At 63.5% G+C, this 6,570-nt stretch carries 7 protein-coding genes and 1 pseudogene; 4 read left to right on the top strand and 4 right to left on the bottom strand.

Going from position 1 to position 6,570, the window contains the following annotated elements; translation table 11 throughout:
- Window positions 1-119: 119 nt before the first annotated feature.
- Window positions 120-2,297: pseudogene (locus tag ABS769_RS09645) on the bottom strand (TonB-dependent receptor plug domain-containing protein); the annotation flags it as partial.
- Window positions 2,298-2,564: 267 nt separating this feature from the next.
- Between ABS769_RS09645 and queD the strand changes: the two are divergent.
- Window positions 2,565-2,918 carry a 6-carboxytetrahydropterin synthase QueD gene (gene queD, locus ABS769_RS09640; RefSeq protein ID WP_043888904.1) on the top strand — a complete coding sequence of 118 codons (354 nt, stop codon included), beginning with the start codon at window positions 2,565-2,567 and terminating at the stop codon, window positions 2,916-2,918.
- A 193-nt stretch (window positions 2,919-3,111) separates the two neighbouring features.
- Complete coding sequence (locus tag ABS769_RS09635; protein WP_317060045.1) at window positions 3,112-3,474, top strand: phasin family protein; 363 nt, start codon at window positions 3,112-3,114, stop codon at window positions 3,472-3,474.
- Window positions 3,475-3,674: 200 nt separating this feature from the next.
- Here ABS769_RS09635 and ABS769_RS09630 read toward each other — a convergent pair whose 3' ends face one another.
- From ABS769_RS09630 to bioD, 3 genes are all read right to left on the bottom strand, one after another.
- Complete coding sequence (locus ABS769_RS09630) at window positions 3,675-4,250, bottom strand: PIN domain-containing protein (RefSeq protein WP_317060046.1); 576 nt, start codon at window positions 4,248-4,250, stop codon at window positions 3,675-3,677.
- Window positions 4,247-4,714: a helix-turn-helix domain-containing protein gene (locus tag ABS769_RS09625; RefSeq protein WP_317060048.1), complete on the bottom strand. Its 468-nt coding sequence runs from the start codon at window positions 4,712-4,714 to the stop codon at window positions 4,247-4,249. Before ABS769_RS09625 ends, ABS769_RS09630 begins: the two co-directional genes overlap by 4 nt.
- Window positions 4,715-4,852: 138 nt before the next feature.
- On the bottom strand, window positions 4,853-5,527 hold the full coding sequence (bioD, locus tag ABS769_RS09620) for a dethiobiotin synthase (RefSeq protein ID WP_317060049.1): 675 nt from the start codon (window positions 5,525-5,527) through the stop codon (window positions 4,853-4,855).
- Window positions 5,528-5,645: 118 nt separating this feature from the next.
- Here bioD and ABS769_RS09615 point away from each other — a divergent pair, with 118 nt between their 5' ends.
- Window positions 5,646-6,128, top strand: coding sequence for a GAF domain-containing protein (locus ABS769_RS09615; RefSeq protein ID WP_006450459.1), 483 nt, complete (start codon window positions 5,646-5,648; stop codon window positions 6,126-6,128).
- Window positions 6,125-6,517, top strand: coding sequence for a TfoX/Sxy family protein (locus ABS769_RS09610; RefSeq protein ID WP_268212806.1), 393 nt, complete (start codon window positions 6,125-6,127; stop codon window positions 6,515-6,517). The genes ABS769_RS09615 and ABS769_RS09610 overlap by 4 nt, the downstream gene beginning before the upstream one ends.
- The last annotated feature ends 53 nt before the right edge of the window (window positions 6,518-6,570 follow it).

The raw sequence follows: 6,570 nt of genomic DNA, 5'->3' as shown, positions 1-6,570 counted from the left end.
AACAACAAAGATTAAAAATATTTTATTTTTTATGTGTGTGGGGTTGTTTTTTTTTTATATGAGCGTGGGTGGTTTTATTGTTTTTTGAGCCGTATGTGGCGGGCGGGTGGGGGGCCCCCGCGGGGGCGCAATTCGACATCGATACCGGAGGTGGTCAGCTCGCTGAGGTTTTGATAACGGTTGTACACCGCCACCAGCGTGCCGCGCTCGTTGCGGATGACATCGGCCGGGTCGTTGTTCTGCACGATGGTGGCGTTGTTGCCGGTGCCGACCAGATTCTCCAGTTCGATCTTGTACCAGTCCACGCTCAGGCTGGTGTCGGCCCACGGCGACAGCACCACGCCAAGGTTGTAGCTGCGCGTGCGCTCTGGATTGAGCTCGGTGTTGCCGACGGTGAAGAAGGTCGGGTTCTGGCGCGAGCCCGGAACGTCCGGATCGAACGGATCGACCACCGAGCCATAGGAGATGTTGGTGCTGGCCGCATTCTCCGACAGCGACGGTGCGCGGAAGCCACGCGAGGCCGCGGCGCGTACCAGCACGGCATCCAGCGGCTGCCAACGCAGGCTGGCCTTGGGCGAAAACGCATTGCCGAAATCGCTGTAATGATCGCCGCGCCCGGCCAGTTGCAGTTCCAGCGATTGCAGCAGCGGCAGGTTGACCTCGGCATACAGCGCCGACACCTTACGCTCGCCGTCCACCGCGGCAATCGCCGGGCGGATCTGCAGGCCTTGATCGATCTGCAGCGGATTACGCGAGACCAATTCTTCCTGCCGCCACTCGGCACCGGCAGCGAATCCGATGCTGCCGGCCGGCAGCTTGAACAGATTCCCGGACACTTTTGCATCGACGCCGCGCAACGTCGATTGCGCCGGGCGCAGCGTGCTGAGGTTGATGCCGTCGATCACCGATTGCGGCGTGGCGGACGGGTTGAGCAGGTTGTAGCTGCCGTCGGCCAGCGCCTGCGCCAACGTGAAGCGATTGGCGAAGCCACCGGACACGGTTTCGTGCTCGGTGCTGCGCGCGGCGAACGCCGCCGCTTCCCAATCCCAGCGTTCGGTCTTGCCGCGCACGCCGCCGAGAAACCGGTAGGACTGCGAGCGATTGGTTTTGACCGTCTGGCCCAGATCGAAGAAGGTGTATTCGATCGGCACCGCGGTGCCGTACGGGTTGTACGGACTGGAGGCCGGCAGCAGGTTGGACACCGGCTCGGCCAGCCCGCTGCTGGCGTTCAAGGCGAAGCGGCCGCCTTCCAGGGTGAAGTACGGGCTGGAGCCGAAGATCGACACGCCCTTGACCTCGCTGTAGAGCGCCTCGCCGAAGGCTTCGACATTGTCGCTGAGCCGGAAAGTGGCGTTGGTGTAAGCCTGATAGCGCTTGGTCGAGGGGATCAGCGTGGTGAACGGGGCCTGGTTGAAGCCGCAGGTGTCGCCGGCCAGGCCGTCGATCGGCGCGCTGGCGGTCAGCACCGTGCCGGTGGGGCAGTTGCCTTGCGCATCCAGCATCGGTACGGATCGGCCGCCGACCAGATAGCGCGCGCCCTTGGCCGACCAGCCGTTCCAGCGCCCGCCGGGCAGATCGGTATAGATGCCCGAGCGGGTCAGTTCGCGCTGGTCCTGATCCAGCCGGTCGCGGTTGTAGGCATCGAAACTGAAAAGGATGTTGTAGCCGTCGCTGTCCAGATCGCCCATGCCGCCGATGAACTTGGCGCGCTGGGTGTCCATGCCGCCCTGATCGGAGGTACCGCCGCTGATGCCGAGTTCGGCGCCCTGGAAATCCTGCCGGGTGATGATGTTGACCACCCCGGCCACCGCATCGGAGCCGTACACGGCAGAGGCGCCGTCCTTGAGCACTTCGATGCGTTCCACCGCCACCAGCGGCAGCGCGTTCAGGTTGACGAAGGTGTCGCCCAGGCCATTGGCAGGAAAGCCGTAATTGGCCAGACGGCGTCCGTTGAGCAGCACCAGGGTGTTCTTCTGCGACAGGCCGCGCAGGCCGATACCCGCCGAGCCCGAGGCCCACCCGTTGTTGGTGGTTTCGTTGGTGGCATTGCCGGTGTTGGCGGAGATCGAGCGCAGCGCGTCGGCCACGGTGACCTTGCCGGACTGCTCCAGCTGCTGGCGGTCGATCACCTGCACCGGGTTCGGGCCTTCGCTGTCGGTGCGCTTGATGTTGGAGCCGGTGACGCTGACGGTGGCCAGGGTCTTGCCCGTGTCGGGTGTCGCGTCGTCGGCATGAGCGAGGGGAATCAGCGCCGAGAGAACGGCAAGGGACAGCAGGTAAGGCGTAGGGCGCTTCACGCACGGCATCCATGAATGGGGGTTTTGCAGTGGGCCATGCGCAATTGATTAACAAAAATTACATAACTGCATACGGATATGACGCGCTGTGACACATGCTGGCGGCCAGACGCGGTAAGACGCGCGTCGGACGTCGTGCGCTGCGTATGGCGATTGAGCACAACGAGAACAACGCGTGCTGCTGCTTGTCTTCAAGAGCCCGCAGATGGGCTGTCTCGCTGCGATTGGCACAGCCCGAAAAGCACTGGCGCACTTACAATGGCGCGCATGGATATCTTCAAAGTCTTTACGCTCGAAGCCGCGCATCGGCTTCCCAATGTGCCGCCCGGGCACAAGTGCGCCCGCTTGCACGGGCATTCCTTCCGGATCGAGCTGCATGTCAGCGGCGAGCCGGGTGCCGAGACCGGCTGGATCATGGATTTCGGCGACATCAAGGCCGCCTTCAAGCCGATCTACGACCGCCTGGACCACCACTACCTCAACGACATCGAGGGATTGGAGAACCCGACCAGCGAGCGTCTGGCGATCTGGATCTGGCAGCAGCTCAAGCCGGCGCTGCCGCAGTTGAGCGAGATCGTGGTGCATGAGACCTGCACGTCCGGCTGCCGTTATCGCGGCTGATCACCTGGCGCAATCGTGTGACGCAAGGCCGCCTACTGGGCGGCTTTGCCGTTTCTGCGGCCTGGATAGTGCATTGATTCCAAAAGATTCTTGAAGCCGTTTTGTAAATTTTCAGCAAACGTGTTGCATCGCAACAATATCCGCGTATGCTGCAACGCAACAAACGGTCACAGCATTCCCCAAGGGGTTCGCAATGTCGGCGCAGTTCGAAAACGGCTTCAGCAGTTTTGCTTCCGCAGCGGCACGCGCCAACCAGTTGGCGATGGAACACGCAGAAAACGCGTTTGGCTTGCAGCTGAAGACGTTGGAGCAAAACGTGAGCGCGACCACCAGCTTCTTCGGTGAGTTTGCACAGGCACGCGACCTGGGCGCCTACCAGACGCTCTGGCCGAAGGGGCTGCAACTGGCCCGCGACAACCTGGAACGCCTGGCGTCTGTCAATCAGGAAGTGGTCGGCCTGGGCTTGAAGGCCTCCGATGCGCTCGGCCAACTGGCCAAGCAGCAGTTCGACGCCAACAACGAACCTGCAAGCAAAGGCAACACCCGGCGCAAGTAACCGCCACCAAAATTCAGCGTCTTTGCATGGGTCCCTCCCCCCATGCAATCCGGCCCGACAGATCCCTCCCTCTGTCGGGCTTTTTTATTGTCTGATCGCTGGCTTAGCCCAAGTCATCGGACCATGCAGTCACCAAGACAGAGTCGCGGCCTCTCGACGGTTTTTCGTGCCGGTGTCGCTTTGCGATGCCCACCTGGCTGTCAGAGAACCGTGCGGTAAATGGTCAACGCTTTAACGGTCTGGACGAGTCCTTGCCGTAGCAGCACCTCCAGATAGCGCTCCACTTCCATCCCTGGATTGGTCAGCTGTGCACGCTGGCGTTGAGCGGCAGAGACAACGGCCGCCTGGTCCAGATCGAACAGATTCTCAATGAACTCGTCCGGGTGCTGCGCCTCGATCCCAAAGGGAGCGAGCGTGGCGGACGGGAAATCTTTCAGGTTGAAGGTGACGATCACACTGGCGCTGCAGCGGATCGCAGCGGCCAGCACGTGGCGATCATCTGCATCGGGCAGCTGCAGCCCTGCTATCAACGGTTCGTGGCCAGTCACCAGGGCATCCGGAATGGCTCGGTCCATCAGCGCCGAGGTACGGTCCACCTGCTCTGCTGTGAGGTCGCGCCGGTTGAGCAATAAATTGCGCTTCCATTCCTGGTGAATTTGCATGCTCCAGCGCGCACGGAACCTGCCCGATAGTCCCAGCCACATCAACAAGTCCCGGAGCGGCGCCGGATACAGCACGCACGCATCGTAGACTGCGGTGAACGGCGAATGCCTCACTGATATCCCAGCGCCAGCTCCTGGGCCTGCGTGGCAAGTTCCTGCATGGCCTGCTCACTGGCGCGCTCACGTTCGCGCTTGAACTGCATCAGGTCGGCAAAACGCACTCGGCGATGTCTGCCGGTGCGGTGGAACGCCAGCGCGCCCTCTTCCATCAACTTGACCATATGCGGCCGGGAAACGTTCAGCAGATCGGCAGCTTCCTGGGTGGTCAACTCGGCGTGGATGGGCACCACCTGCACCGCATTGCCATCAGCGAGCTCGGCTAGGATATCCATCAGCAGGCGCAGTGCGGAGGTGGGCAATTCCACCTGATGGGCCTGGTTCTGGTCGTCGAAGATCTGGATGCGCTGGGTTTCGAAGCTGGTGGCAAGGTAGGTCGCCAAGGCGCGTTGGCCTTGCACTGCAGCGGCGACCTCGCGCTCGACAGGCAGGACCATCTTGGACGGAGCAATGTTCGACATGTGAGCACGCTGGTGCAACGGAAACGGGGTCCAGCATAAACGAAATGCCGGATATCCGAAATAAACGAAACACATTTCTTGTGATGGCGTGCTCTCTCTCGCCATCCTGAGGTAGCTACCCGCCTGATTGCCCCCACCTCACTGCGGCAGCTGCAGCCCCTTGGCCTGGGTTGCAGCGTCGGCACCCGGACGCCATGCGATCCGGCCCCAGCACGGCATCGTCAGGCGCTGGCGTAGCATGCCGATGTTCTCTTCGATGCGCTCCATCTGCGGATCGATTTCGTTGGCGATCCAGCCGATGCAGTCCAGGCCATCGGCGGCGATGGCGGCGGCAGTCAGGCGCGCGTGATTGATGCAGCCCAGCCGCACGCCGACCACCAGCACAACGGGCAGCTTGAGCGCGCGGACCAGATCGGCCTGGTCCAGATCGGCGCTCAGCGGCGCGGCCCAGCCGCCGACGCCTTCGACCACCACCACCTCGGCCTGTGTGCGCAATTGCGCGAAGGCGCGGGCGATCGGCTCCAGCGACAGGGTGACGCCGACATCGGCGGCGGCCAGCTCCGGCGCCAGCGGGGCCGGCAAGGCATAGGGATTGAGGGTGGCGTAGTCGGGTTGCGGGTCGCTGGCGGCCTGCAGCGCCAGGGCGTCCTCGTTGCGCCAGCCGTGCGCGGTTTGCTCGCAGCCGCTGGCGATGGGCTTCATGCCAACGGCGGTGTGCCCGCGTGCGCGCAATGCGTGCAGCAAAGCGGTGCTGCCCATGGTCTTGCCGATGCCGGTGTCGGTGCCGGTGACATAGAACGCCGAAAGCTGCATGCGTTTGGTTCCTGCGGCCACGCCGCGGTTGCAGTGAGGGCGCGCAGCATAGCGTGCAGATCCAAACGGAACGCTGAGTCGCAACGACCCTGCGGATGGCCGCTGCTAGACTTCGACCATGTTCGCAACTTCTTCGCTGACCGGCAGCAAGCCGGAACAATACGCCCAGCTCACCGCCCAGGCCCAGGCACTGGTGCATGGCGAGCCGGATCGGATCGCCAATGCGGCCAACCTGGCCGCGCTGATCTTCAACGCGTTGCCATCGCTCAACTGGGCCGGCTTCTACTTTTACGACGGCCGCGAGCTGGTGGTGGGGCCGTTTCAGGGCTTGCCGGCCTGCGTGCGCATCCCGCTGGACAAGGGCGTGTGCGGCGCGGCCGCCAGCACCCGGCAAAGCCAGCGCATTGCCGATGTGGACGCCTTCCCGGGGCATATCGCCTGCGATTCGGCGTCGCGCTCGGAGCTGGTGATTCCGCTGGTCAAGGGCGATGCGCTGATCGGCGTACTGGATCTGGACAGCCCGGAGCTGGATCGCTTCGATGCCGACGACCAGCGCGGCCTGGAAGCCATTGCGCAAGTCTTTGTCGGCGCGCTGACGTGACCACCGAACGGCTGCGCAACATCGGCCCGAAGAGTGCGGCGTGGCTGCGTCAGGTCGGCCTGCGCACGCAGGAGGATCTGCAGGCGGTGGGCGCGGTGGGCGCGTTCGTCAAAGTGCGCCGCGCCGGCTTCAAGCCCAGCCTCAATCTGCTGTATTCGCTGGAAGGCGCGTTGACGGACTGCCATTGGCAGGAGGTGCCCGAAGCGCGGCGGCATGCCTTGCTGGCCGAGTACGAAGCGGCCAGCGCGTTGCTGCCGGTGCGTGGACGCGCGGTGGGTGGGCCGGTGGAGACCGTGCACTACGCGCGCGCCGATAACGACGATACGCATGGCGACATGCGTGAGGCAGCCGATGACGATGCGGCAACAGGCGAGACGCACGACGATTGAGCATCTGTGCCGGGCAGTAGCAGCTGCGTGCACGTGGCGATGGTGATGCGATC

The sequence above is a fragment of the Xanthomonas hortorum genome (genome assembly GCF_040279205.1).
GTDB lineage: Bacteria > Pseudomonadota > Gammaproteobacteria > Xanthomonadales > Xanthomonadaceae > Xanthomonas > Xanthomonas hortorum_F.
The sequence above is the reverse complement of the archived record's forward strand: the minus strand, read 5'-3'. Positions and strand labels throughout refer to the sequence as shown.